The organism is Pseudopontixanthobacter vadosimaris, from assembly GCF_012979275.1.
GTDB classification, from domain to species: Bacteria; Pseudomonadota; Alphaproteobacteria; order Sphingomonadales; family Sphingomonadaceae; genus Pseudopontixanthobacter; species Pseudopontixanthobacter vadosimaris.
This window is the reverse complement of record NZ_JABASZ010000036.1, coordinates 16,473-38,378: the sequence shown is the minus strand read 5'-3', so window position 1 is coordinate 38,378 and position 21,906 is coordinate 16,473. Positions and strand designations below refer to the sequence as shown.

Annotated in this window: 31 protein-coding genes; 5 read left to right on the top strand and 26 right to left on the bottom strand. The window is 60.7% G+C overall.

Annotated elements, in window-relative coordinates; all coding sequences use genetic code 11:
* The first annotated feature begins 40 nt into the window (after positions 1-40).
* The 5 genes from HG250_RS08155 to HG250_RS08135 all read left to right on the top strand — a co-directional run bounded on the left by HG250_RS08155 (position 41) and on the right by HG250_RS08135 (position 6,866).
* A complete protein-coding gene (locus HG250_RS08155) occupies positions 41-2,923 on the top strand; it encodes a 2-oxoglutarate dehydrogenase E1 component (protein WP_170004546.1) in 2,883 nt (960 codons plus the stop codon).
* Positions 2,923-4,188 carry a 2-oxoglutarate dehydrogenase complex dihydrolipoyllysine-residue succinyltransferase gene (gene odhB, locus HG250_RS08150; RefSeq protein WP_170004544.1) on the top strand — a complete coding sequence of 422 codons (1,266 nt, stop codon included), beginning with the start codon at positions 2,923-2,925 and terminating at the stop codon, positions 4,186-4,188. The genes HG250_RS08155 and odhB overlap by 1 nt, the downstream gene beginning before the upstream one ends.
* 9 nt (positions 4,189-4,197) lie before the next feature.
* Positions 4,198-5,604 (top strand): dihydrolipoyl dehydrogenase, encoded by a 1,407-nt coding sequence (gene lpdA / locus HG250_RS08145; protein WP_170004542.1) that lies wholly within the window; start codon positions 4,198-4,200, stop codon positions 5,602-5,604.
* Positions 5,605-5,617: 13 nt separating this feature from the next.
* Positions 5,618-6,046 (top strand): VOC family protein, encoded by a 429-nt coding sequence (locus HG250_RS08140; RefSeq protein WP_170004540.1) that lies wholly within the window; start codon positions 5,618-5,620, stop codon positions 6,044-6,046.
* Positions 6,047-6,245: 199 nt separating this feature from the next.
* Positions 6,246-6,866: a trimeric intracellular cation channel family protein gene (locus HG250_RS08135; protein ID WP_170004782.1), complete on the top strand. Its 621-nt coding sequence runs from the start codon at positions 6,246-6,248 to the stop codon at positions 6,864-6,866.
* 135 nt (positions 6,867-7,001) lie between these two features.
* On the opposite strand, the gene HG250_RS08130 is transcribed toward HG250_RS08135, so the two are convergent.
* From HG250_RS08130 to rplD, 26 genes are all read right to left on the bottom strand, one after another.
* The gene (locus HG250_RS08130) at positions 7,002-7,565 is read right to left on the bottom strand and encodes a hypothetical protein (protein ID WP_170004538.1); all 564 of its coding nucleotides are present in this window, start codon (positions 7,563-7,565) and stop codon (positions 7,002-7,004) included.
* A gap of 247 nt (positions 7,566-7,812) precedes the next feature.
* Positions 7,813-8,238 (bottom strand): 50S ribosomal protein L17, encoded by a 426-nt coding sequence (gene rplQ, locus HG250_RS08125; protein ID WP_170004536.1) that lies wholly within the window; start codon positions 8,236-8,238, stop codon positions 7,813-7,815.
* 80 nt (positions 8,239-8,318) lie between these two features.
* Positions 8,319-9,374, bottom strand: a complete 1,056-nt coding sequence (locus HG250_RS08120; RefSeq protein WP_170004534.1) for a DNA-directed RNA polymerase subunit alpha — start codon at positions 9,372-9,374, stop codon at positions 8,319-8,321.
* Positions 9,375-9,485: 111 nt separating this feature from the next.
* Positions 9,486-9,875, bottom strand: coding sequence for a 30S ribosomal protein S11 (gene rpsK, locus HG250_RS08115; RefSeq protein ID WP_047820301.1), 390 nt, complete (start codon positions 9,873-9,875; stop codon positions 9,486-9,488).
* Between the two features lie 67 nt (positions 9,876-9,942).
* Complete coding sequence (gene rpsM, locus HG250_RS08110) at positions 9,943-10,311, bottom strand: 30S ribosomal protein S13 (protein WP_170004781.1); 369 nt, start codon at positions 10,309-10,311, stop codon at positions 9,943-9,945.
* A gap of 256 nt (positions 10,312-10,567) precedes the next feature.
* Positions 10,568-11,212: an adenylate kinase gene (locus tag HG250_RS08105; RefSeq protein ID WP_170004532.1), complete on the bottom strand. Its 645-nt coding sequence runs from the start codon at positions 11,210-11,212 to the stop codon at positions 10,568-10,570.
* Between the two features lie 25 nt (positions 11,213-11,237).
* A complete protein-coding gene (secY, locus tag HG250_RS08100; protein WP_170004530.1) occupies positions 11,238-12,602 on the bottom strand; it encodes a preprotein translocase subunit SecY in 1,365 nt (454 codons plus the stop codon).
* A 101-nt stretch (positions 12,603-12,703) separates the two neighbouring features.
* Positions 12,704-13,225, bottom strand: coding sequence for a 50S ribosomal protein L15 (gene rplO / locus HG250_RS08095; protein WP_170004528.1), 522 nt, complete (start codon positions 13,223-13,225; stop codon positions 12,704-12,706).
* Positions 13,226-13,801: 576 nt separating this feature from the next.
* Positions 13,802-13,987 (bottom strand): 50S ribosomal protein L30, encoded by a 186-nt coding sequence (gene rpmD / locus HG250_RS08090; RefSeq protein WP_170004526.1) that lies wholly within the window; start codon positions 13,985-13,987, stop codon positions 13,802-13,804.
* Positions 13,988-13,992: 5 nt separating this feature from the next.
* Positions 13,993-14,817 (bottom strand): 30S ribosomal protein S5, encoded by an 825-nt coding sequence (gene rpsE, locus HG250_RS12975; RefSeq protein WP_338103892.1) that lies wholly within the window; start codon positions 14,815-14,817, stop codon positions 13,993-13,995.
* Entirely contained in the window at positions 14,817-15,161 is a 345-nt protein-coding gene (gene rplR / locus HG250_RS08080; RefSeq protein WP_170004524.1) for a 50S ribosomal protein L18, read from the bottom strand. The genes rpsE and rplR overlap by 1 nt, the downstream gene beginning before the upstream one ends.
* A gap of 1 nt (position 15,162) precedes the next feature.
* Positions 15,163-15,696: a 50S ribosomal protein L6 gene (gene rplF, locus HG250_RS08075; RefSeq protein ID WP_170004522.1), complete on the bottom strand. Its 534-nt coding sequence runs from the start codon at positions 15,694-15,696 to the stop codon at positions 15,163-15,165.
* The gene (gene rpsH / locus HG250_RS08070; RefSeq protein ID WP_170004520.1) at positions 15,696-16,091 is read right to left on the bottom strand and encodes a 30S ribosomal protein S8; all 396 of its coding nucleotides are present in this window, start codon (positions 16,089-16,091) and stop codon (positions 15,696-15,698) included. The genes rplF and rpsH overlap by 1 nt, the downstream gene beginning before the upstream one ends.
* A gap of 11 nt (positions 16,092-16,102) precedes the next feature.
* Positions 16,103-16,408 carry a 30S ribosomal protein S14 gene (rpsN, locus tag HG250_RS08065; protein WP_170004518.1) on the bottom strand — a complete coding sequence of 102 codons (306 nt, stop codon included), beginning with the start codon at positions 16,406-16,408 and terminating at the stop codon, positions 16,103-16,105.
* A gap of 27 nt (positions 16,409-16,435) precedes the next feature.
* On the bottom strand, positions 16,436-17,014 hold the full coding sequence (gene rplE / locus HG250_RS08060) for a 50S ribosomal protein L5 (RefSeq protein WP_170004516.1): 579 nt from the start codon (positions 17,012-17,014) through the stop codon (positions 16,436-16,438).
* Positions 17,007-17,327, bottom strand: a complete 321-nt coding sequence (rplX, locus tag HG250_RS08055) for a 50S ribosomal protein L24 (RefSeq protein WP_170004514.1) — start codon at positions 17,325-17,327, stop codon at positions 17,007-17,009. Before rplX ends, rplE begins: the two co-directional genes overlap by 8 nt.
* The gene (gene rplN, locus HG250_RS08050) at positions 17,327-17,695 is read right to left on the bottom strand and encodes a 50S ribosomal protein L14 (RefSeq protein ID WP_170004512.1); all 369 of its coding nucleotides are present in this window, start codon (positions 17,693-17,695) and stop codon (positions 17,327-17,329) included. Before rplN ends, rplX begins: the two co-directional genes overlap by 1 nt.
* 78 nt (positions 17,696-17,773) lie before the next feature.
* Positions 17,774-18,067, bottom strand: coding sequence for a 30S ribosomal protein S17 (gene rpsQ, locus HG250_RS08045; RefSeq protein ID WP_170004510.1), 294 nt, complete (start codon positions 18,065-18,067; stop codon positions 17,774-17,776).
* Between the two features lie 9 nt (positions 18,068-18,076).
* Entirely contained in the window at positions 18,077-18,295 is a 219-nt protein-coding gene (rpmC, locus tag HG250_RS08040) for a 50S ribosomal protein L29 (protein ID WP_170004777.1), read from the bottom strand.
* On the bottom strand, positions 18,295-18,729 hold the full coding sequence (gene rplP / locus HG250_RS08035) for a 50S ribosomal protein L16 (RefSeq protein WP_170004508.1): 435 nt from the start codon (positions 18,727-18,729) through the stop codon (positions 18,295-18,297). The genes rpmC and rplP overlap by 1 nt, the downstream gene beginning before the upstream one ends.
* 29 nt (positions 18,730-18,758) lie before the next feature.
* A complete protein-coding gene (gene rpsC / locus HG250_RS08030) occupies positions 18,759-19,454 on the bottom strand; it encodes a 30S ribosomal protein S3 (protein WP_170004506.1) in 696 nt (231 codons plus the stop codon).
* Positions 19,455-19,457: 3 nt separating this feature from the next.
* The gene (rplV, locus tag HG250_RS08025; protein ID WP_170004504.1) at positions 19,458-19,844 is read right to left on the bottom strand and encodes a 50S ribosomal protein L22; all 387 of its coding nucleotides are present in this window, start codon (positions 19,842-19,844) and stop codon (positions 19,458-19,460) included.
* Positions 19,844-20,119 (bottom strand): 30S ribosomal protein S19, encoded by a 276-nt coding sequence (rpsS, locus tag HG250_RS08020; protein WP_170004502.1) that lies wholly within the window; start codon positions 20,117-20,119, stop codon positions 19,844-19,846. The genes rplV and rpsS overlap by 1 nt, the downstream gene beginning before the upstream one ends.
* A gap of 5 nt (positions 20,120-20,124) precedes the next feature.
* Positions 20,125-20,961, bottom strand: coding sequence for a 50S ribosomal protein L2 (gene rplB, locus HG250_RS08015; protein WP_170004500.1), 837 nt, complete (start codon positions 20,959-20,961; stop codon positions 20,125-20,127).
* Between the two features lie 17 nt (positions 20,962-20,978).
* Positions 20,979-21,287 carry a 50S ribosomal protein L23 gene (locus tag HG250_RS08010; RefSeq protein ID WP_170004498.1) on the bottom strand — a complete coding sequence of 103 codons (309 nt, stop codon included), beginning with the start codon at positions 21,285-21,287 and terminating at the stop codon, positions 20,979-20,981.
* Positions 21,280-21,903, bottom strand: a complete 624-nt coding sequence (rplD, locus tag HG250_RS08005) for a 50S ribosomal protein L4 (RefSeq protein ID WP_170004496.1) — start codon at positions 21,901-21,903, stop codon at positions 21,280-21,282. The genes HG250_RS08010 and rplD overlap by 8 nt, the downstream gene beginning before the upstream one ends.
* Between the last annotated feature and the right edge of the window lie 3 nt (positions 21,904-21,906).

The window sequence follows — 21,906 nt, the reverse complement described above, 5'->3', positions numbered from 1 at the left end:
AAATGCGGCAATATGACTGTCCGCGCGAAAGGTGACCCGCATGGGTGATGAAAGCCACGATTTCCTGCCCGATCAGGAAGGTCCGCAGCCCGGCCCTTCCTGGGACCGGCCGAACTGGCCTCCGCTGGATGGCACGGACGATCTGACTGCTGCGCTTGATCCCACCGCCATGCAACTTGCGGTCAAAAATGCTGCGGCGAAGGCCGGCAAGGTCATGGACGATGCGGCCGTGGAACAGGCGGCGGGTGATTCCATCCGCGCCATGCTGCTGATCCGGACCTACCGGGTACGCGGGCATCTTGCTGCCGATCTCGACCCGCTGAACCTGTCGCAGCGCGAATTGCCTGAAGATCTCAAGCTGGACTGGCACGGCTTCACCGGCGCTGCGCTGGACCGCGAGGTCTATCTCGGCGGCACGCTGAACATGGAATGGGCCACCCCGCGCGAGCTGGTGGACGTCCTGCGTGCGAATTACTGCGGGCAGGTCGGCCTCGAATACATGCATATTTCCGACGTGGAGGAGCGGCGTTTCCTGCAGGAGCGGATCGAGGGGCCGGACAAGGTCATCCAGTTTACCGACGAGGGCAAGCGCGCCATCCTGTCAGCCGTGGTGCGCGGCGAACAGTTCGAGAAATTCCTCGGCAAGAAATATGTCGGCACCAAGCGGTTCGGCCTCGATGGCGGCGAGAGCATGATCCCGGCGCTGGAGGCGGTGATCAAATATGGCGGCGCGATGGGCGTGCGCGAGATCATCTACGGCATGGCCCACCGGGGGCGGCTGAACATCCTCTCGAACGTCATGGGCAAGCCTTACAAGGTCATCTTCCACGAATTTCAGGGCGGCAGCGCCAATCCCGACGATGTCGGCGGTTCGGGCGACGTCAAATATCACCTCGGCACCAGCACGGACCGTGAATTCGACGGGATCAAGGTGCATATGAGCCTGGTTCCCAACCCCAGCCACCTGGAAGCCGTGGACCCCGTGGTGCTGGGCAAGGCCCGCGCGCAGCAGGCGATCCGCGACGATCTGAAGAAGCACGAGCAGGTGCTGCCGGTGCTGATCCACGGCGATGCCGCCTTTGCTGGCCAGGGCATCGTTTGGGAATGCCTCGGCTTTTCGGGTGTGCGCGGGTACAATACCGGCGGCTGCATCCACTTCGTCATCAACAATCAGATCGGCTTCACCACCAGCCCGCAATTCGCGCGCTCCAGCCCCTATCCCAGCGATGTGGCGAAGGGCGTGCAGGCGCCGATCCTGCATGTGAATGGCGACAATCCGGAAGCCGTGACCTTCGCCTGCAAGCTGGCCATCGAATATCGCCAGCGTTTTGGCCGGGATATCGTGATCGACATGTGGTGCTATCGCCGCTTCGGCCACAATGAAGGCGACGAGCCGAGTTTCACTCAACCGCTGATGTATGACCGCATCCGCGCGCATGACAAGGTGAGCGTTCTCTACTCAAGCCGCCTCACCGAGGAAGGCGTCATCTCCAAAGACGATCTGGCTGCACTGGAAACCGAATTCAGCGATCATCTGACCGAGGAATTCGACGCCGCCACCAGTTACAAGCCCAACGAGGCCGACTGGTTCGCGGGGCGCTGGAGCGGGTTGCACAAGCCTGCCGATGCCGAAACCGCGCGGCGCAACGTCGATACCGCGATCGAGGGCAAGCTGTTCGATAGCCTCGGCCGCACGCTGACCACCGTTCCCGAAGATCTGAACATCCACAAGACCCTTGGCCGCGTGCTCGACGCCAAGGCCAAGATGTTCGAGAGCGGCGAAGGGTTCGATTGGGCTACGGGCGAGGCGCTCGCATTCGGCAGCCTCGTCACCGAGGGACACGGCGTACGCCTGTCGGGTCAAGATTCGGGCCGCGGCACCTTCAGCCAGCGCCATTCGATGTGGATCGACCAGACCAATGAGCGCAAATATCTCCCCCTCGCCACCCTGCCCCACGGCAAGTTCGAGGTCTATGACAGCCCGCTGTCCGAATATGGCGTACTCGGCTTCGAATATGGCTTTGCGCTCGCCGATCCGAAAACGCTGGTGTTGTGGGAAGCGCAATTCGGCGATTTCGCCAATGGCGCTCAGATCATCATCGACCAGTTCATCGCAGCGGGTGAGGTGAAATGGCTGCGGGCGAACGGCCTCGTCATGCTGCTGCCCCATGGCTACGAAGGCCAGGGGCCGGAACATTCCAGCGCGCGGCTCGAACGGTTCCTGCAGCTTTGCGCCAATGACAATATCCAGGTCTGCAACATCACGCTTCCGGCCAATTATTTCCACGTCCTGCGGCGGCAGATGCTGCGGCCGTTCCGCAAACCGCTCATCATCATGACGCCGAAATCGCTGCTGCGGCACCCGATGGCACGTTCCGAGCGGGCCGATTTCACCGGCGACAGCCATTTTCGCAGGATCGTGTCGGACACGAAGGACATCGCCGACGACAAGGTGCGGCGCCTCGTCCTGTGCTCGGGCAAGGTCGCTTTCGACCTGATAGAGAAACGCGATGCCGAAGGCCTGGACGATGTCTCCATCATCCGGATCGAGCAACTCTACCCCTTCCCCGGTGAACCGTTGGCCATTCGCATAGCGCGGATGAGCAATCTCGAAGAGATCGTCTGGTGCCAGGAAGAACCGCGCAACAATGGCGCCTGGTTCTTCGTGGACCGCCAGATCGAGGATGCGGCCGTCGGGGCCGGCAAGAAAATGCGCCCCCTTTATGCCGGGCGCGAAGTCGCGGCCAGCCCGGCGACCGGATTTGCCAAGCGGCACGAGGTGCAGCAGCAGGCGCTGGTCAATATCGCGCTTGGCCTTGCCGATGGCGGGCATGCCGAACGTGAAGGCGCACGCATCGGATCGACCCTGATCAGGCCGGGCGCGGCACCCCAGACACAGACCGAATCCAGGAAAGCGAAATAATGGCAAGCGAAGTCAAAGTCCCGACACTGGGCGAATCGGTTACCGAAGCGACTATCGGCGAATGGCTGAAACAGCCTGGCGATGCGGTCGCGCTGGATGAACCCATCGCCAGCCTGGAAACCGACAAGGTCGCGGTGGAAGTGCCCTCGCCCGTTGCAGGCGTGCTGAGCGAACACAGCGCTGCGGTCGGCGACACGGTCGAGGTCGGTGCGATCATCGCGCTGGTCGAGGAAGGCGCGGCCCCTGCCGCCGGCGGATCGGATGCCGGACGCAAACAGGAGGAAAAACCTTCCGGTTCAGGTGGCGGCGACCGGAGCGAAGCCGCGCAGCCAGCTTCGGGTGACGACAGCGGTGCCGGCAATCAGACCCTGTCACCCGCGGTGCGCCGCGCCGTTCTGGAACACGGCATCGACCCGTCCAGTGTCAAGGGATCGGGCCGCGATGGCCGCCTGACCAAGGAAGACGTGCTGGAAGCGGCAAAGTCCAAGGGCTTGGGCAGTCAGGCAGCAGCGCAGGCTGGCGAGACCGCTCCCGCCACATCAGCGTCTCCCGCTGCTGCAGGCGAACGCCGCGAGGAACGCGTGAAGATGACGCGTATGCGCCAGACCATCGCCCGCCGCCTGAAAGGTGCGCAGGAGGAGGCGGCGCTGCTCACCACCTTCAACGATTGCGATATGAGCGCCGTCGTCGCCGCGCGCGAGAAATACAAGGAACTCTTTGCCAGGAAGCACGACATCAAGCTAGGCTTCATGGGCTTCTTCGCGAAGGCCGCCTGCCTTGCGCTGAAGGACGTGCCCGCCGCGAATGCCTATATCGAGGGTGACGAGATCGTCTATCACGATTACGTCGATATTTCGGTGGCAGTCAGCGCGCCGAACGGCCTCGTCGTCCCGGTCATCCGCAATGCCGACCGGAAGGGCTTCGCCCAGATCGAAAGGGACATTGCCGATTTCGGCAAGCGGGCCAAGGAAGGCACGCTGACCATGGACGACATGAAGGGAGGAACCTTCACCATCTCGAATGGCGGCGTCTTCGGATCGCTGATGTCCACCCCGATCATCAACCCGCCGCAGAGCGCCGTGCTGGGCCTGCACCGCATCGAGGACCGCGCCGTCGTGGTCGACGGGGAAATCGTCATCCGGCCGATGATGTATATCGCCCTTTCCTACGACCACCGCCTGATCGACGGGCGCGAGGCCGTTACCGCATTGAAAATCATGAAGGAGGCGATCGAGGATCCCACGCGGATGCTGATCGACCTTTGAGGACCGAACATGGCTGACCAAACCTACGATTACGACGTCCTTGTCATCGGTGCCGGGCCCGGCGGCTATGTCGCCGCCATCCGCGCCGCGCAGCTGGGCCTGAAAACGGCCTGCGCGGAGAGCCGCGATACGCTGGGCGGCACCTGTCTCAATGTCGGCTGCATTCCGTCCAAGGCGCTGCTGCATGGTAGTGAACTGTTCGACGAAGCGAACGGCCACATGGCGAAATGGGGCATCAAGGCTCCGAAGGTCGAACTCGACCTCGGCACCATGATGGGCGAGAAGTCGAAGGCGGTGAAGGAACTGACCGGCGGCATCGAGTTCCTGTTCAAGAAGAACAAGGTGGAATGGCTGAAGGGCCGCGCCGCGTTCGAGGACGCGCATACTGTTACAGTCGATGGCAAGAGCGTCACTGCGAAGGACATCGTGATCGCGACGGGATCAAGCGTCACGCCCCTGCCTGGCATCGATGTCGATAATGATGGGGGCCGGATCGTGGACTCCACCGGGGCGCTGAAGCTGGACCAGGTGCCGGAACATCTGGTCGTGATCGGCGGTGGGGTGATCGGGCTGGAACTCGGCTCTGTCTGGCGGCGCCTTGGCGCCAAGGTCACGGTCGTCGAATATCTCGATCAATTGCTGCCCGGTATGGATGGCGATGTGCGCAAGGAAGCGGCGAAGATCTTCAAGAAGCAGGGCATGGACCTGAAGCTACAGACAAAGGTCACCGGCGCGAAGGATACGGTGAAAGGCGTCACGCTGACGGTCGAACCCGCCGATGGCGGCGAGTCGTCGACGATAGAAGCGAGCCACGTGCTGGTCTCCATCGGGCGGCGCCCCAATGTCGAGGGGCTGAATTTGCACGCAATCGGGCTCGAGCAGAACAAGCGCGGCCAGATCGAAACGCATCACGACTTCCGCACGGCGGTCGACGGGGTCTGGGCCATCGGTGACGTCATTCCCGGGCCGATGCTGGCGCACAAGGCCGAAGACGAAGGTATCGCCGTGGCCGAGAACATCGCCGGGCAGACCGGCATAGTGAACCACGATCTGATCCCCAGCGTCGTATACACCATGCCGGAAATGGCAGGCGTCGGCCTGACCGAGGAAGAGGCGAAGGAGGATGGCCGGAAGATCAAGACGGGCAAATTCCCGATGATGGCCAACAGCCGCGCCAAGACCAACCGCGAACCGGAAGGCTTCGTCAAGGTCATCGCCGATGCGGAGACTGATCGCGTGCTCGGCGTATGGTGCATCAACGCGCTGGCAGGAACGATGATCGCACAGGCGACGCAGGCGATGGAATTCGGTACGACGGCCGAGGATATCGCCTACACCTGCCATGCCCATCCCACGCATTCGGAAGCCTTGAAGGAAGCCGCGATGCTGGTGAACGGCAGCGCGATCCACATCTAGAACGAGCGATCTGATGTCTCTACGTCCTTTCCACCTGGCCTTCCCCGTTCACGATCTGACCGCCGCACGGGCGTTCTGGGGCGAGGTGATGGGCTGCACGGAAGGGCGCAGCAGCGCGGATTGGGTAGATTTCAATTTTTATGGGCATCAGATCGTGGCGCATCAGGCGCCCGGCCTGGTTGCGGATCGCGCCGCCGCGTCGAACCGCGTGGATGGGGATGATGTGCCGGTTCCGCATTTCGGCATCATCCTGTCGATGGAAGACTGGCATGAACTCGCGAATCGGTTGCGGGCGGCCGAGATTCGTTTTGTGATCGAGCCCCATATTCGTTTCGCCGGTCAGGCTGGCGAACAGGCCACCATGTTCTTTCACGACCCCAGCGGCAATGCGGTCGAGATGAAAGCCTTCGCCGATAACAGCCGGATTTTCGCGCGGGATTGAGGTAACTGCGCTGGCATGGCGCCAGCCGGTGTTTTATCTGGCCGACAGCCGGCTGCAGGATACGAAGCATGTTCCTATTCACGATGCATCGCCATCTTGTTGGTGGGCCCATCCGGTTCGGATGGCCGCCAGGTGTGCTGATCGGTGCGGTGCTACTGTTCCGCCGCCGAGGGACGATCCTGCAGTGACGAGTCCCATGATGGCCGTCGAGGTGTTGACGCCGGTTCTCGATTGGCTCGACCTGCTCGGCGTGGCGATCTTTGCCCTGTCGGGCGCGCTGATCGCGGCCCGCGAGGGGCAGACCTTCGTCACCATGTCGTTTTTTGCATTGGTTACCGGCGTCGGCGGCGGCACGGTTCGCGATCTGCTGATCGGCGCGCCCGTGTTCTGGATAGAGGATGCCTGGGTCGCTGGGGTATGCCTCGGCGTGGCCTGCATATCATGGTTGACGCCGACGCGCTGGTGGGAAGGTAAGCTACTCGAATTCGCCGATGGCCTGGGTCTGACCGGCTATGCGGTTCTGGGCACGGCCAAGAGCATGTCGTATGGCATTCCGCCGATCCCTGCGGTCGTCATGGGCGTGGTGACCGGTTGCGTAGGCGGGATCATCCGCGATATCGTCGCAGGGCGGCCCTCCATCCTGATGCGACCGGAACTTTACGTCACCGCCGCGGGCCTCTCTGCCCTCCTGGCAATGGCGGGAGACACGGCGGGGCTGCCGCGCTATGTCACATGGCCGCTCGCCACCCTGGCCGGCTTCGCCCTGCGCGCCGCAGCGATCCAGTGGAAGCTGGCGCTGCCAGCCTATCGGGACCGCTAGAACCCCCCGTTGCAATTTTTCTGTTCTTCCGAATGTTTCGTGACCGCTCCCTTTACAGGAGAGCAGCACCGGCGCTGCCACCCCCCCTTACACCTTTAGATCGTATCGAGGGGATGCGAACGACCGACGCACCGATCAGCGCAGGCCGCGCAGCCCGCGATAATTCAAGTCGACTATCCGGCCATTGCGGATGTCGCAGGTAAATCGGCCCGTGTCGTAGCCGCGCCGATCAGCGCGGTAGCGGCTGCCACGGCGTGAGGCGTAACCATCACGCACGGCAATGGAACCCTTCACGCGATAGCCGTTCCGCTTGCGGTCGACGTCGCGAATTTGCATCACATTCGCGCGTCCATAAGTGTACCGGCCCACGTCCTGCTCTGCGGCACGAACACAGCGATCCACCGCCTGACGGGCCGAGCCACGGCGGTAATTGTCCCGATAATCATAGCGATCGCGATAACGATCGTCGTACCGATCATAACGATCATATCTATCGCGTCCGACAGAAGACGCGATTGCCGCAATGCCGCCCAGAATAACGGCTCCGGCAATGATCTCGCCGGCACTGATGCCATCATCGTCATCATAGCGATCGTAGTATCGCTGAGCGAAAGCCGGGCTTGCGGAAGCCACCGCCACTGCCCCGGCGGCGACGGTAGCAACCGCTGCTTTGGTCAGGGTTCTGGAAATGCTCTTCATCGTACAAACCTTTCGTTAGCACCGCTATGGAGGGCGGCGATCATGACAAGGTTCTACCCCAGACGGAATTTGGTAACGCTGAATTGCGCTGTCAAAAAAGGTTCATATAATACTGCTATTTTGTGAACAGAACGCGCTTGAAAGGCGGAAGGGCTGGCAGAATGCCCGGCACTCCCCGACAGCTTCCCAAAAAAAGGCCGGCGGAACTCGATCCGCCGGCCCACTCGGTGTTCCTGTGACAGTATGCTCAGGCCGCTTCGAATTCTTCCTCGTCCTGGTTCATGACCGGACCACTGTCCTGCCCCTTGGCATCGACATCGCGGTCTACCAGTTCGATAATAGCCATCTGCGACGCGTCACCGGCGCGATAGCCGGCCTTGATGATGCGGGTGTAGCCACCTTCACGATCCGAATATCGGTCAGCCAGAACCTCGAACAGTTTGCGCGCCTGGGCATCGTCGAGCAGACGTCCGGCAGCGAGGCGACGGTTCGACAATCCGCCGCGCTTCGCCAGCGTGATCAGCTTTTCGATATAGGGGCGCAGTTCCTTCGCCTTCGGCAATGTGGTCTTGATCTGTTCATGCTTGATCAGCGCACCGGCCATGTTGCGGAACAAGGCCTTGCGATGACCCGATTTGCGGCTGAGTTTACGTTGCGAGATACCGTGACGCATATTCTGTACTCCGTTCGTAAGGGGCCCGTATCAGGTAGCCCGGTACTGGCGGCGCTTGCGGGTGCGCCGCCCCGACCCGTTCAGCCGAGAAGTTCCTGTTCGAGCTTCTTGGCCATTTCCTCGATATTCTCCGGCGGCCAGCCCGGAATGTCCATCCCGAGGCGCAGGCCCATGCTGGAGAGAACCTCCTTGATCTCGTTCAGCGACTTGCGGCCGAAGTTCGGCGTTCGCAGCATTTCCGCCTCGGTCTTCTGTACCAGATCGCCAATATAGATGATGTTGTCGTTCTTGAGGCAATTGGCCGAACGGACGCTGAGTTCCAACTCGTCCACCTTCTTGAGCAGATAGCGGTTGAGCTGGTTGGCATCGCTTTCTTCCGGTTGCGCGGCCACGCCGATCATCGCGCTGCTCGGCTGCGGAACGCCTTCCTCAAAATGCACGAAAAGGGAAAGCTGGTCCTGCAGGATGCGCGCGGCGTAGGCCACGGCATCGTCGGGAGTAACCGTGCCGTCGGTTTCGACCGTCAGGCTCAGCTTGTCATAATCGAGTTCCTGTCCAACGCGGGCATTTTCGACCTTGTAGCTGACCTGCCGGATCGGCGAGTATAATGAATCGACAGGGATGAGCCCGATCGGAGCATCGACAGGGCGGTTCTGAACGGCAGGAACGTAGCCCTTGCCGATATCCGCCGTCAGTTCCATGTTCAGCGAAGCGCCTTCGTCGAGATGGCAGATGACGAGGTTCTTGTTCATGACCTCGATATCGCCGGAAACAGCAATATCGCCCGCTTTCACTTCACCAGGCCCGGTGACGGACAGCTGCAGACGCTTGGGGCCTTCGCCTTCCATTTTCAGGGCGATCTGCTTCACATTCAGCACGATGTCGGTCACATCTTCACGAACGCCCGCCAGGCTGGAAAATTCGTGGAGGACGTTCTCTGCCTTGATGGACGTGATGGCCGCGCCCTGCAAGCTGGACAGCAGCACGCGGCGCAACGCGTTGCCCAGCGTCAGGCCGAAACCGCGCTCCAGCGGCTCCGCGACGAAGGTCGCCTTGCGGCTCTTGTCGCCGCTTTCCTTGACCTCGAGGCCATTGGGTTTCTTGAGTTCCTGCCAGTTCTTCATATTGACGGACATGGATTTCCCCTAGGTTCAGATACGGGCGGAGCCGGCCTCGAGCGGAACACTCGTTCTGACCGGCCCCTTGAGGAGTTGGCGCGCCTGGCATGGCCGGGCCGCCGGGCAGGATCAGACGCGGCGGCGCTTCGACGGACGTACGCCATTGTGCGGGATCGGCGTAACGTCCCGGATCGAAGTGATGGTGAAGCCCACCGCCTGCAACGCGCGCAGCGCACTTTCACGGCCAGACCCTGGCCCCTTGACTTCGACTTCCAGCGTACGGACGCCGTGTTCGGCAGCCTTCTTGCCTGCATCGTCGGCCGCCACCTGAGCGGCGTAGGGCGTCGACTTCCGGCTACCCTTGAAGCCCATCATCCCTGCGCTGGACCAGCTGATCGCATTGCCCTGGGCATCGGTAATGGTAATCATCGTATTATTGAAACTGGCGTTTACATGCGCAACGCCGCTGGAAATGTTTTTCCGCTCGCGGCGCCGAATGCGCTGGGGTTCGCGTGCCATGGTTCGTATCCTGTCTTGAAAGAAGTTCGGGTAAGCAGCAGCAGGCCGTCAGTGGCCGGAGCCGTACTTACTTCTTCTTGCCGGCGATCGGCTTGGCCTTGCCCTTGCGGGTACGAGCGTTGGTATGGGTGCGCTGACCGCGCACCGGCAGACCGGCGCGATGGCGCAGACCGCGGTAGGACCGCAGATCCATCAGCCGCTTGATATTCATCGCCGTGTTGCGGCGAAGATCACCCTCGACCTGATAGTCGCTGTCGATCGTTTCGCGAATCTGCAGGATCTCGGCGTCCGACAGATCCTGGATACGCGCCGCGTGATCGATTCCCAGCTTGTTGGCAATATCCACGGCGGTCGTGCGACCGATCCCGTGAATATAGGTCAGCGCAATGATAACGCGCTTGTTCGTGGGGAGGTTTACCCCGGCAATACGAGCCACTTTTTTCTCCATGCTCCACAGGAAGCGCACCGATGCCCTGTCAGGGGACAGGCGCTCCTATCTCATCGCTGATATCATCGAAGCTGCAAGCAATCCGGAATGGCAAATATCCGGTAAGCAGACACCTTTTCGGAACCTACCCTCCGGACCTTACTCGAACGCTTCGAATGAGGCCGGCTCATATGGCGATTCGCGCAAGGCGTCAACCTCGCACTGGCAATTTGTGCCGGCGTGCAGCGAACCAGCAAAAAGGAGCTCAGTTCAGCAAGTCGTCCAGGGCCGCGGTCACCTCCTTGATCGACGCCATGCCATCGACCCGGCTTACAAGGCCGCGGCTTTCATAACCGGGAAGGATAGGCGTGGTCTTGGCGCGATATTCACGCATGCGCGTCCGCACGGTTTCTTCATTGTCATCGGGACGCCGCTTGAATTCATGCGCCCCGCATTTGTCGCATGTGCCGTTCCGCACGGGCTGATTGAAGACGTCGTGATAATTTGCGCCGCAATTCGCGCAGGAATATCGCCCGCTGATCCTCTCGACCAGAGCATCCTCATCCACTTCGAGCTCGATCACATGATCGAGATCGCGGCCGTGCCGGGCGAGGATCTCGTCCAAGGCTTCCACCTGCGCCGCCGTGCGCGGATAGCCGTCGAAGATCGCGCCGACGTCCGATCCCATGGCGGTCAGTTCGGCATCGATGAGTTCGGACACGATCGCGTCGGACACAAGTTCGCCCCGCTCCATGACCGCTTTGGCTTTCAGCCCGATGGGTGTGCCGGCCTTTACCGCCGCTCGCAGCATGTCGCCGGTGGAAAGCTGCCGCATGCCGTGATGCTCCACGAGCCGCTGCGACTGCGTTCCCTTGCCCGCACCGGGAGGCCCCAGAAGGATGATGTTCATGCCCGCGTCCCCCATCCCGCTACGCCTAGCGCAGTCGGCCTTTCAGTTTCGCCTTTTTGATCAGATCGCCATATTGATGCGCCAGCAGATGTGACTGGATCTGGCTGATCGTATCCACCGTGACGTTCACGACGATGAGCAGGCTCGTTCCGCCAAGGAACAGAGGTATGCCGGTCTGGGCGATCATATATTCCGGGATGACGCAGACCAGGGTGAGATAGATGGCACCGACCACCGTCACCCGCGTCAGGACGTAATCGAGGTAATCCGCCGTCCGCTTGCCGGGCCGGATGCCAGGGATGAACCCGCCGTTCTTCTTGAGGTTCTCGGCAGTTTCTTCCGGATTGAAGACGACTGCGGTGTAGAAGAAACAGAAGAAGATAATGCCGGCCGCATACAGCGTCATGTAAATGGGCTGGCCATGCTGAAGGTAGAAGTTCAGCGAATTGATGAACCCGCCCATCGTGGTGCTCGGATCAATGGAATTGCCGGCGAACTGACTGATCGTCAGCGGCAGCAGAAGGAGGGAACTGGCGAAGATCGGCGGGATGACGCCTGCCGTGTTGAGCTTGAGCGGCAGATGCGAACGGTCGGCCTGCATCATGCCCCGGGCGCTCGCGCGCTTCGGATACTGGATCAGCAACCGGCGCTGCGCCCGCTCCATGAAGCAGATGAACAGGATCAGGATCACGACCATGACGATGAAGCCGATGATGATGACAGGACTGATAGAGCCGCTGCGCCCCCCTTCGAACAGATTTGCGGTAAAGGTCGGGAATTGTGCGACGATGCCGGCCATGATGATGAGCGACACGCCATTACCGATACCCCGGCTCGTGATCTGTTCACCGAGCCAGAGAAGGAACATGGTACCGCCGATCAGGCTGATGACGGCGCCGATGCGGAACATGATGCCGGGATCGACCACCGCCTGCATGCCGCTGGCGGCGCCGAAACTTTCAAGCCCCGATGCGAGGAACCAGCCCTGCACGGCGGTCAGGAAAACAGTGCCGTAGCGGGTGTACTGGTTCAGCTTCTGCCGCCCGGTCGCTCCTTCCTTTTTCAGCGCAGCGAGGGCCGGATGAAGCGATGCGGCAAGCTGGATGACGATCGATGCGGTGATATACGGCATCACGCCGAGAGCGATCAGGCTCATACGCTCGAGACTGCCGCCCGAGAAGGTATTGAACAGATCGAGGATGCCGCCCCGGGCACTGTCATAAAGCGATCCGAGGATGAGCGGATTAACGCCGGGAAGCGGAACGAAGCTGAGGAACCGGAACACGATCAGTGCTCCGATAGTGAACCAGATACGCTTCTTGAGCTCCGTCGCCTTGGAGAAGTTGGCGAGACTCATATTGCTGGCGATATTGTCGGCGCGTGATGCCATTTTAACGTGATCGTCCCGGTTTCGCGCCGAAATTGCGCCTCGGTCAGGATAGATAGGGGGCGGCGGCCCGGCTGTCGAACCCCCGCCCTCCGATCGGCTGATTACTTGGAAGCGGTCTTGCCGGCCTTCTTGGCTGCGACCCGCTCCGCCTGGGCGGTAACCCGCGGTACAATCACCTCGACCGAACCACCTGCCTTGTCGACAGCTTCGATCGCGCGCTTGGAAGCTCCGGCCACCTTCAACGTCACTGCTGCGGAAAGCTCACCCTTGTTCAGAAGGCGAACACCATCCTTGCCGCCACGAGCCAGGCCAGCGGCCTTCAATGCATCATGGTCGATAGGGTTCTTCGCGTCGAGCTTGCCTGCGTCGATGAACTTCTGGATCATGCCTACATTCACTTCGGCGAAATCCTTGCCGAAAGGATTGTTGAAACCGCGCTTCGGGAGACGCATGTGGAGCGGCATCTGGCCGCCCTCGAAACCCTTGACAGCAACGCCCGAACGGCTCTTTTGCCCCTTCTGGCCGCGGCCGGAAGTCTTACCCTTGCCCGAGCCTATGCCGCGTCCGACGCGCATCCGCTTCTTGCGGGCGCCAGGATTGTCGTGGAGTTCATTGAGATTCATGAGATTGCACTCGCTTTCGCTTTTGTTCGCGCTGATGTGAAGCAGGGCCTTTAGCGCCAAGGCGCCGCAGAGTCACCCCCCATTTCACCTGTCCCGCCTTCCACCTGAAAGGGCCTTCAAGGCAGCCGTGCCCAGAGACATTGGCGTCAGGCCTGCACTACGATGGCACTGTATATCATTCTCATCTCCAGCCTGTCGGACATCAGTGTAGATAACGGTGCAGCGGAATTTGCGCAGTAAAGCGGTCGAAGATCGACTACACCGCGTCGATATGCACTGGCTGGTCGCAGCCGCTCCTACCAGAGCTGCATCTGCGCCATGATCAACCGGGCTGCGCCATGAGCAGATGATCGCGTCAGGCATATTGAGGAAGATAAGTGGTCGAAATGGCGGGGCGAGCAGACTTAATGCCGTACATCACATCCCGTGGCGCCCGGAGCGGCAGGATCAATTGCCGTCTTACGGCTCCCTTTGCCAAGGACGATGCTTCTGATCTGCGTTTTGCGAAACCTGCAAAAGGCAGACAAAACGCCCCGGAAATTCATTCCCGGAGCGTTTCGGTTTGTTGATGGTCAATCAGTCGACAATCTGCACGAGATGCGGAAGCTTCGCAATCGCGCCCCGGACTTCGGGTGTATCCTGTAGTTCAACAGTCTTGTGCATCTTGTTGAGCCCGAGACCCACCAGCGTCTCGCGCTGGCCTTTGGGACGGCGGATTGGCGAGCCGATCTGCCGGATCCTGATGGTGCTGTTCTTGGCCATGTCGCTTACTCCGTAACCGCGGCCGCTTCTGCTTCCGCCTCCGCATCATTGGACCCGCCTCGTCCCAGCAGGTCAGCAATTTTCTTACCGCGGCGCTGGGCAACGGATTTTGGCGATGTCTGATTGACCAGAGCATCGAAAGTAGCCCGGATCATGTTGTAGGGATTCGAGGTGCCTACCGATTTCGTCACCACATCCGAAACGCCAAGGCTCTCGAACACTGCACGCATCGGGCCGCCGGCAATAATGCCGGTCCCCGGAGGGGCCGTACGCAGGGTGACCCTGCCCGCACCGAAATGCCCGTTGCCGTCATGATGCAGAGTGCGACCTTCCTTCAGGGGAACACGGACCATCTTCTTGCGGGCCGCAGCCGTTGCCTTGGTGATCGCTTCCGGCACTTCGCGGGCCTTGCCCTTGCCGAAACCAACGCGACCTGTACCGTCGCCGACCACGACAAGTGCAGCGAAACCGAAGCGCTTGCCGCCCTTCACCGTCTTTGAAACGCGGTTGATGTGCACCAGCTTTTCGATAATGCCGTCATCTTCTTCCTGGCGACCACCGCGACGATCGTCTCGTCCGCGACCGCGACCACGGCCACCATCGCGTCCGCCGTCACGGCCGCCAGCACCACGTGAATTGCGCTGGTTGCGCGGCTGCGAAGGATCGCCGGCAGCGGGCGACTGGTTCTCGAACGCTTCCGTAGGGGCAACAGTCGGAGTCGGTGTAGCCCCGGCGTTGTCAACCTTGGGCTGCGGGGTCACCGCGTGTTCGGTTTCTGCGACAGCAGGCGTGTTCGCGGCATTTTCGGGCTTGTTTTCTTCAGCCATAATCAGAACTCCAGCCCGCCTTCGCGGGCGGCATCGGCCAGCGCCTTGACGCGGCCATGGAAAAGGAAACCACCGCGATCGAACACGACAGTCGTAACGCCCGCCTTTTTCGCAGCTGCGGCAATATCCTTGCCCACCTGGCTGGCGGCTTCGACATTGGCACCGGACTTATCGGCACCCAGCGAGGAGGCAGCAGCAAGCGTCCGGCCTTCCGCATCGCTGATGATCTGCGCATAGATATGCTGACCCGTGCGGTGAACCGAAAGGCGCGGGCGAGTTCCCGACCGGCTCTTCAGCGCGGTACGGACACGTCGGCGGCGGCGCTCGAAAAGAGAAAGTTTGGCCATCTTACTTCTTCTTCCCTTCCTTGCGGAAGATATACTCGCCGCGATACTTGATCCCTTTGCCCTTATAGGGTTCCGGCTTTCGCCAGCTGCGGACTTCCGCAGCGAACTGCCCAACGGCCTGTTTGTCGATGCCGCTGATCTCGATCGTGGTCTGATCGGGGGTTTTGACCTCAACACCTTCAGGCACATGGAGATCGACATCATGGCTGTAGCCAAGCTGAAGCTTGAGCTTGCGGCCCTGCGCCTGGGCGCGGTAACCGACACCGTTGATCTCGAGCACCTTGGTATAACCCTCGGTTACGCCCTCGACCAGATTGGAGACCAGCGTCCGCTGCATGCCCCAGAAATCACGCGCCTTGCGGCTGTCATTCGCAGGCTTGATGCTGATTTCGTCATTCTCGACCGCATAGGCGATATCGTCGACGAGACCCATGGACAGAGTGCCCTTCGGCCCCTGCACCGTCAGCGTTTTGCTTTCGATCTTGGCAGTTACACCGCTCGGGATCGCTACCGATTTCTTGCCGATGCGGCTCATCAGAATACCTCCGCCAGCACTTCGCCGCCGACATTCTCGCCGCGCGCTTCGTTATCCGAAAGCACCCCACGAGGCGTCGACACGATGGTAATGCCGAGGCCGTTACGGATCGTCGGCAGTTCCTTGCTGCCCGAATACACGCGGCGGCCAGGCTTCGAAACGCGGGCAACGTGCTTGATCGCAGGCTCGCCTTCGAAATATTTCAGTTCGATCCGCAGCGCCGGATGCTTGCCGCTCGCATCTTCCGAGTAACCGCGAATATAACCTTCGCGCTGGAGGACTTCGAGAACATTGGCGCGCAGCTTGGAAGCGGGCGAAAGGACGGAGTCCTTCTTCGCGCGCTGGCCGTTGCGGATGCGGGTGAGCATGTCACCCAGGGGATCGGTCATAGCCATTCGTCAGATCCTCACCAGCTGGACTTGGTCACGCCCGGAATCATGCCTTTGTTGGCAAGATTGCGGAGTTCGATGCGGTTAAGCCCGAACTTGCGGTAGTAGCCGCGCGGACGGCCGGTCGTGGTGCAGCGGTTGCGCACACGGGTGGGGTTTGCATTGCGAGGAATTTCGGCAAGCTTCAGGCGCGCAATCAGACGTTCACCCTCATCAAGCGAGGTATCATCGGCAATGGCTTTCAGCTTCGTGTATTTCGCCGCATATTTCTTCACGAGCTGCTTGCGCTTCTCGTTCTTGTTTATGGAACTCAGTTTCGCCATGGACTTAAGCTCTCTCCATTAAGCGGCTCATGCCGCTTCCTTCTCTTCCGACTGTTCAGCCGGGAACGGGAAACCGAACAGACGCAGCAATTCACGCGCCTCTTCGTCGGTCTTCGCCGTGGTGGTAACGATGATGTCCATGCCCCTCACCGTATCGATCTTGTCGTACGAGATTTCGGGAAAGACGATCTGCTCCTTCAGCCCCATGGCGTAATTGCCACGGCCATCGAAGGAACGCGGATTCAGGCCACGAAAGTCGCGGATACGCGGCATCGCTACGGTGATGAGGCGGTCAAGGAACTCATACATGCGTTCCCGGCGCAGAGTCACCTTCGCACCGATGGGCATACCCTCGCGCAGCTTGAACTGAGCGATGGATTTCTTCGCCTTGGTGATTACCGGCTTCTGGCCGGCAATAAGCGCCATCTCTTCAGCCGCCGTCTGGACTTTCTTCTTGTCCTGGCTGGCTTCACCGACACCCATGTTCAAGGTGATCTTCTGAAGCTGCGGGACTTCGAGCCGGTTCTTGTAGCCGAACTTCTCGGTCATCGCCTTGACGATCTCGTCGTCAAAACGCTTTTTCATGCGGGGCGTATAATCAGCCATCGATCGTCTCTCCGGATTTCACGGCTACACGAATTTTCTTTCCGTCGCGTTCCTCGAAACGCACGCGGGTTGGCTTGCCATCCTTGGGATCGGCAACCGCGACCTTGGAAAGATGCATTGCGGCTTCGCGGCGATCGATGCCGCCCTGCGGATTGGCCTGGTCAGGCTTGCGGTGGCGGGAGATCATGTTGATCCCCTCGACGATCACCTTGCCGTCCTTCGGCATGATCGTGCGAACCTTGCCGGTCTCGCCCTTGTCCTTGCCGGACAGGATAACGACAGTGTCACCCTTCTTGATCTTAGCGGAAGCCATTAGAGCACCTCCGGAGCAAGGCTGATAATCTTCATGAAGCCGCGGCCGCGCAATTCGCGGACCACGGGGCCAAAAATGCGGGTGCCGATCGGCTCTTCGTTCTTGTTAACAAGAACGGCCGCATTGCCGTCAAAGCGGATCACGCTGCCATCGGGGCGGCGCACGTCCTTGCGGGTACGAACGATCACGGCGCGATGAACGTCGCCCTTCTTGACGCGTGCGCGTGGCTGCGCCTCCTTCACCGAGACGACGATCACGTCGCCGACGCTGGCCGTCCGGCGCTTCGACCCGCCCAGTACCTTGATGCACTGAACGCGCTTCGCGCCGCTATTATCGGCAACGTCTAGATTTGACTGCATCTGGATCATCGATGCGTTTCCTTCCTAGTGGCTTGCCGAGTCCCGCCCGGCAGTTCCAAAAAACACGGTGTCGTTCGGCCGGACCCCTCAGTTGGGGGTGGCAGCTCCGACTTCAAGGTCGGCGTCGACGGCCTGACCCTTGCTGGCCTGCACCCGGTCGATGACGCGCCAGGTCTTGGTCTTCGAGATCGGCTTGGTTTCCTCGATGCGGACGGTATCGCCCATCGTGAATTCATTGCCTTCGTCGTGCGCGTGGTACTTCTTGGAACGACGGATGATCTTCCCGTACAGCGGGTGCTTCACCTTTCGTTCGACCAGCACGGTCACGGTCTTGTCGGTCTTGTCGGACGTTACCGTCCCGATCAGAATACGTTTCGGCATCGGTTTTCCTTATGCCCCCTGAGCTTCGCTGGAAGCCTTGGCGGAGCGTTCCGTCTGCAGCGTCTTGATCTTGGCGATCGAACGGCGAACTTCGCGAATGCGCGCCGGGCGTTCCAGCTGGTTGGTGGCGGATTGGAAGCGCAGATTGAATTGCTCACGTTTCAGCTCCACGAGTTCCTCGGTAAGCTGATCGTCGCTCTTGCCGCGCAAATCTTCAATCTTGCTCATCATTCGCCTCCAAGATGCGAGGTGTCGCCGAAGCGTGCCACGACCTTCGTCTTGATCGGCAGCTTCATCGCCGCGCGGCTGAAAGCCTCTGCAGCCAGCGGACCGGCCACTCCATCCAGTTCGAACAGGATGCGACCAGGTTTGACCCGTGCGGCCCAATATTCGACAGAGCCCTTGCCCTTACCCTGACGAACTTCGGCAGGCTTCTTCGATACAGGAACATCCGGGAAGATGCGAATCCAGAGCCGGCCCTGGCGCTTCATGTGGCGCGTGATCGCTCGGCGCGCAGCTTCGATCTGGCGTGCGGTGATGCGCTCGGGTTCAAGAGCCTTCAGACCATAGGATCCGAAATTCAGCGTCGTTCCGCCACGTGCATCGCCCTTGATCCGGCCCTTGAACGCCTTGCGATACTTCATTTTCTTTGGTTGCAGCATTGCTTAATACCTATCTCAATGCGCCAAAATCAACGCGCGGGCCGGACGCCGGAAGTCTGGGCTTCCATCATCAGGCGGTCCTGCGCGGTAGGATCGTGCGCGAGAATCTCGCCCTTGAAGATCCAGCATTTGATGCCGATGATGCCGTAGGCGGTAAGCGCCTCGGCTTCGGCATAGTCGATATTGGCGCGAAGCGTGTGCAGCGGAACGCGGCCTTCGCGGTACCATTCGACGCGGGCGATTTCCGCACCGCCAAGCCGGCCACCGCAGACGATCCGGATACCTTCAGCACCGAGCCGCAGTGCCGACTGAACGGCGCGCTTCATGGCACGGCGGAAGGCGATACGGCGGATCAGCTGATCTGCCACGCCCTGCGCCACCAGCTTGGCGTCGATTTCGGGCTTCCGGATCTCGACGATGTTCAACTTCACCTCGCTGGCGGTCATCGTGGCGAGCTTGCTGCGCAGCTTCTCGATATCCGCGCCCTTCTTGCCGATAATGACACCGGGCCGCGCAGCGTAGATCGAGATGCGGCACAACTTGGCCGGGCGCTCGATCACCACCTTCGAGATAGCGGCCTGCGGCAGCGTCTCGACGATGTGCTTGCGGATCTCGATGTCTTCCTTCAGCAGCTGTGCGTAGTCACGCCCTTCGGCATACCAGCGGCTGTCCCAGGTACGGTTGATCTGCAGGCGCAGGCCGATCGGATTGCTTTTCTGACCCATGAATCAGGCCTCCACTTCATCGGATACTTCGCGAACCACGACACGCAGCCGGCTGAACGGCTTCAGAATACGGGTGCTCTTGCCCCGGCCACGCGTGTGGAAGCGCTTCATGGTGATCGACTTGCCGACGCTTGCTTCCGCAACAACGAGAGAGTCGACGTCCAGATCATGATTGTTTTCCGCATTGGCGATGGCAGACGCCAGCACCTTGGTCGCATCACGGGCCATCGCCTTCTTGGAGAAAGCGAGAATGTTGAGCGCCTCTTCGGCTTTCTTGCCGCGGATCAGTTGAGCAACGAGGTTCAGCTTCTGAGCCGAACCACGGATGGTCGTGCCGACCGCGAGAGCCTCGTTCTCAGCGACGCGGCGGGGAGATTTTGCCTTGCCCATCAGCGCTTGCCCTTCTTGTCAGCGGCATGACCGGGGAAGCTGCGCGTGGGCGCGAATTCACCGAGCTTGTGACCGACCATGTCCTCACTGACGGACACGGGAATGAACTTGTGGCCATTGTAGACACTGAATGTCAGGCCGACGAAATCGGGAAGGATGGTGCTGCGGCGCGACCAGGTCTTGATCGGGGCACGGCCACCAGCTTCCTGGGCATTCTGCGCCTTGCGGAGCAGATGAAGGTCGACAAACGGACCTTTCCAGACGGAACGAGCCATGTCGCTTACCTCTTCTTCTTGGCGTGGCGCGAACGGATAATATATTTGTCCGTCTGCTTGTTGCTGCGGGTGCGGGCGCCCTTCGTCGGCTTGCCCCAGGGTGTGACCGGGTGACGACCACCCGAGGTACGGCCTTCACCGCCACCATGGGGGTGATCGACGGGGTTCTTGGCAACGCCGCGCGTCAGGGGCTTCACACCCATCCACCGCTTGCGGCCGGCCTTCGCCAGGTTCTGGTTCGAATTGTCCGGATTGGATACCGCACCAACCGTACCCATGCAATCGCTGCGCAGGTAACGCTGCTCGCCCGAGTTCAGACGAACGATCACCATTCCGCGGTCACGGCCGACCAGCTGCACATAAGCACCTGCCGAACGCGCAATCTGACCGCCTTTGCCGGGCTTCATCTCGACATTGTGGCAAATGGTGCCAACCGGCATCTGCCCGAGAAGCATGGCGTTGCCCGGCTTCGTGTCGACCCGCTCACCTGCAACGACACTGTCGCCTACAGCGAGACGCTGCGGAGCGATAATGTAGTTCTGCTCACCGTCTTCATATTTGATAAGCGCGATGAACGCCGTGCGGTTGGGATCATATTCGATCCGCTCGACGGTCGCGGGCATCTCCCACTTGCGGCGTTTGAAATCAACGAAACGATATTTTTGCTTATGGCCGCCGCCGATGCCGCGCGAGGTCACGTGGCCCTTGTTGTTACGGCCACCGGTCTTGTGCTTGCCTTCGGTAAGCGCCTTGACCGGCTTGCCCTTGTAGAGCCCGGATTTGTCGACAAGAATAAGCCCGCGGCGCGCGGGGCTTGTCGGTTTGTAATTCTTGAGTGCCATGGTTCGTTCCTCCGGCCTCAGACGCCGCTGGTGACGTCGATGGAATCGCCGTCTGCCAGGGTTACGATGGCCTTCTTGGCATCCGTGCGCTTGTAGGGACGACCCTTCCAGCGCTTCGTTTTGCCCTTTTGGACTATGGTGTTCACGCCGGTGACCTTGACGCCGAACAATGCTTCGACGGCATCCTTGATCTGCGGCTTGGTCGCGTCATTCGCCACCTTGAACACGACTGCATTGTGCTCGGAAAGCAAGGTCGCCTTCTCAGTGATATGCGGCGCGAGGACGACGTCATAATGACGCGCGTCGACTGTTTGCTGCTTAGCCATTGAACCGGGCCTCCAGCTTTTCGACAGCGTCCCTGGTCAGGACCAGCGTGTCATGGTTGAGAATGTCGTAGACATTGGCTCCTACGGCAGGAAGCACGTTCACTCCAGGCAAATTGCCGGCCGCACGAGCGAAGCCCTCGTTTACGGTCTCACCATCGATGACGAGAACCCGCTTCCAGCCAGCCTTGCCGAACTCGGCTGCGAGCGCCTTGGTCTTGCCATCCTGAATGTCGAGGCTGTCGACAACAACCAGACCGTCACGAGCCTTGCTCGACAGGGCCATCTTGAGGCCGAGCTGCCGGATCTTCTTGTTAAGCGACTGCTCGAAGTCACGCTTGCGCGCACCGTGAGCCTTGCCACCGCCGATGAAGATCGGCGCCTTGCGATCACCGTGACGGGCTACGCCCCCGCCCTTCTGCTTGCCATATTTCTTGCCGGTGCGCGCCACGTCGGAACGCTCGCGTACCGGGCGTGCAGTCGCACGGCGGTTCTCAAGCTGCCACGTCACGACGCGATGCAGGATATCGGCGCGGGGCTCAATCCCAAACACGGCATCGTTCAGCTCAACATCGCCAGACGCGCTTCCGCCGTCGATTTTCTGGACCTTCACCTTCACCGG

What these genes read in the sequence shown, in the direction of transcription:
- HG250_RS08135 (WP_170004782.1), top strand. Translation starts at nt 6,246, where the DNA reads ATGGCCGTCGAGGTGTTGACGCCGGTTCTCGATTGGCTCGACCTGCTC.
- rplE (WP_170004516.1), bottom strand. Translation starts at nt 17,014, where the DNA reads ATGGCTGATTATACGCCCCGCATGAAAAAGCGTTTTGACGACGAGATC.
- rpsH (WP_170004520.1), bottom strand. Translation starts at nt 16,091, where the DNA reads ATGGCTATGACCGATCCCCTGGGTGACATGCTCACCCGCATCCGCAAC.
- rpsQ (WP_170004510.1), bottom strand. Translation starts at nt 18,067, where the DNA reads ATGCCGAAACGTATTCTGATCGGGACGGTAACGTCCGACAAGACCGAC.
- rpsN (WP_170004518.1), bottom strand. Translation starts at nt 16,408, where the DNA reads ATGGCGAAACTGAGTTCCATAAACAAGAACGAGAAGCGCAAGCAGCTC.
- HG250_RS08105 (WP_170004532.1), bottom strand. Translation starts at nt 11,212, where the DNA reads ATGAACATCATCCTTCTGGGGCCTCCCGGTGCGGGCAAGGGAACGCAG.
- rplX (WP_170004514.1), bottom strand. Translation starts at nt 17,327, where the DNA reads ATGGCTTCCGCTAAGATCAAGAAGGGTGACACTGTCGTTATCCTGTCC.
- rplP (WP_170004508.1), bottom strand. Translation starts at nt 18,729, where the DNA reads ATGCTGCAACCAAAGAAAATGAAGTATCGCAAGGCGTTCAAGGGCCGG.
- rpmC (WP_170004777.1), bottom strand. Translation starts at nt 18,295, where the DNA reads ATGAGCAAGATTGAAGATTTGCGCGGCAAGAGCGACGATCAGCTTACC.
- rplO (WP_170004528.1), bottom strand. Translation starts at nt 13,225, where the DNA reads ATGAATCTCAATGAACTCCACGACAATCCTGGCGCCCGCAAGAAGCGG.
- HG250_RS08010 (WP_170004498.1), bottom strand. Translation starts at nt 21,287, where the DNA reads ATGGCTAAGCAGCAAACAGTCGACGCGCGTCATTATGACGTCGTCCTC.
- HG250_RS08120 (WP_170004534.1), bottom strand. Translation starts at nt 9,374, where the DNA reads ATGTCCGTCAATATGAAGAACTGGCAGGAACTCAAGAAACCCAATGGC.
- rplB (WP_170004500.1), bottom strand. Translation starts at nt 20,961, where the DNA reads ATGGCACTCAAGAATTACAAACCGACAAGCCCCGCGCGCCGCGGGCTT.
- odhB (WP_170004544.1), top strand. Translation starts at nt 2,923, where the DNA reads ATGGCAAGCGAAGTCAAAGTCCCGACACTGGGCGAATCGGTTACCGAA.
- rplF (WP_170004522.1), bottom strand. Translation starts at nt 15,696, where the DNA reads ATGAGCCGCATCGGCAAGAAATCGGTAGCGATCCCGAGCGGTGTAACT.
- rpsS (WP_170004502.1), bottom strand. Translation starts at nt 20,119, where the DNA reads ATGGCTCGTTCCGTCTGGAAAGGTCCGTTTGTCGACCTTCATCTGCTC.
- rpsC (WP_170004506.1), bottom strand. Translation starts at nt 19,454, where the DNA reads ATGGGTCAGAAAAGCAATCCGATCGGCCTGCGCCTGCAGATCAACCGT.
- rpmD (WP_170004526.1), bottom strand. Translation starts at nt 13,987, where the DNA reads ATGGCCAAGAACAGCACCATCAGGATCCGGCAGATCGGCTCGCCAATC.
- rpsK (WP_047820301.1), bottom strand. Translation starts at nt 9,875, where the DNA reads ATGGCACGCGAACCCCAGCGCATTCGGCGCCGCGAGCGGAAAAACATT.
- HG250_RS08140 (WP_170004540.1), top strand. Translation starts at nt 5,618, where the DNA reads ATGTCTCTACGTCCTTTCCACCTGGCCTTCCCCGTTCACGATCTGACC.
- lpdA (WP_170004542.1), top strand. Translation starts at nt 4,198, where the DNA reads ATGGCTGACCAAACCTACGATTACGACGTCCTTGTCATCGGTGCCGGG.
- rplV (WP_170004504.1), bottom strand. Translation starts at nt 19,844, where the DNA reads ATGGGCAAGGCAAAATCTCCCCGCCGCGTCGCTGAGAACGAGGCTCTC.
- HG250_RS08155 (WP_170004546.1), top strand. Translation starts at nt 41, where the DNA reads ATGGGTGATGAAAGCCACGATTTCCTGCCCGATCAGGAAGGTCCGCAG.
- HG250_RS08130 (WP_170004538.1), bottom strand. Translation starts at nt 7,565, where the DNA reads ATGAAGAGCATTTCCAGAACCCTGACCAAAGCAGCGGTTGCTACCGTC.
- secY (WP_170004530.1), bottom strand. Translation starts at nt 12,602, where the DNA reads ATGGCATCACGCGCCGACAATATCGCCAGCAATATGAGTCTCGCCAAC.
- rplQ (WP_170004536.1), bottom strand. Translation starts at nt 8,238, where the DNA reads ATGCGTCACGGTATCTCGCAACGTAAACTCAGCCGCAAATCGGGTCAT.
- rplR (WP_170004524.1), bottom strand. Translation starts at nt 15,161, where the DNA reads ATGGCCAAACTTTCTCTTTTCGAGCGCCGCCGCCGACGTGTCCGTACC.
- rplN (WP_170004512.1), bottom strand. Translation starts at nt 17,695, where the DNA reads ATGATCCAGATGCAGTCAAATCTAGACGTTGCCGATAATAGCGGCGCG.